Source organism: Streptomyces minutiscleroticus (genome assembly GCF_014650875.1).
GTDB classification, from domain to species: Bacteria; Actinomycetota; Actinomycetes; order Streptomycetales; family Streptomycetaceae; genus Streptomyces; species Streptomyces minutiscleroticus.
This window is the reverse complement of sequence record NZ_BMVU01000278.1, coordinates 1-541: the sequence shown is the minus strand read 5'-3', so window position 1 is coordinate 541 and position 541 is coordinate 1. Positions and strand designations below refer to the sequence as shown.

At 70.4% G+C, this 541-nt stretch carries 1 pseudogene; it reads left to right on the top strand.

The window, feature by feature from the left end:
- Nucleotides 1-541 (top strand): annotated as a pseudogene (locus IE271_RS41470) (Pls/PosA family non-ribosomal peptide synthetase); the annotation flags it as partial.

Below are 541 nucleotides of genomic sequence, written 5' to 3'. Positions count from 1 at the left end.
TCGGCTACGTCTACGGGACCGCGGTCGTCGTCGGCCTCGGCTACGACTGGATCGGGGCCGGTTCGGGGCTGTGGGAGAGCTATCTGCGGGCCGTGGTGTTCGGCGGCGCGGTCTTCCTCGGCGTGTGCGTCCTGCCCATCGCGGTGAAGTGGGTCCTCGTCGGGCGGTGGAAGCCGGGGCAGATCCGCATCTGGAGCCCGGCCTACCTGCGTTTCTGGCTGATCAGGACGCTGGTGCAGATCAATCCGCTGGTGCTGTTCGTCGGGTCCCCGCTCTACACGCTGTACCTGCGGGCGCTGGGCGCGAGGATCGGCCGGGGCACCGCCGTGCTGTCCAAGCACGTGCCGGTCTGCACCGACCTGCTGACGGTCGGCGACGGCACCGTCGTCCGCAAGGACGCCTTCTTCTCCTGCTACCGGGCGCAGTCCGGCTGGATCCGGACCGGCCCGGTCACCCTCGGCCGCGACGTCTACGTCAGCGAGGCGACGGTGCTGGAGATCGACACCGCCCTGGGCGACGGCGCCCAGCTCGGACACTCCTC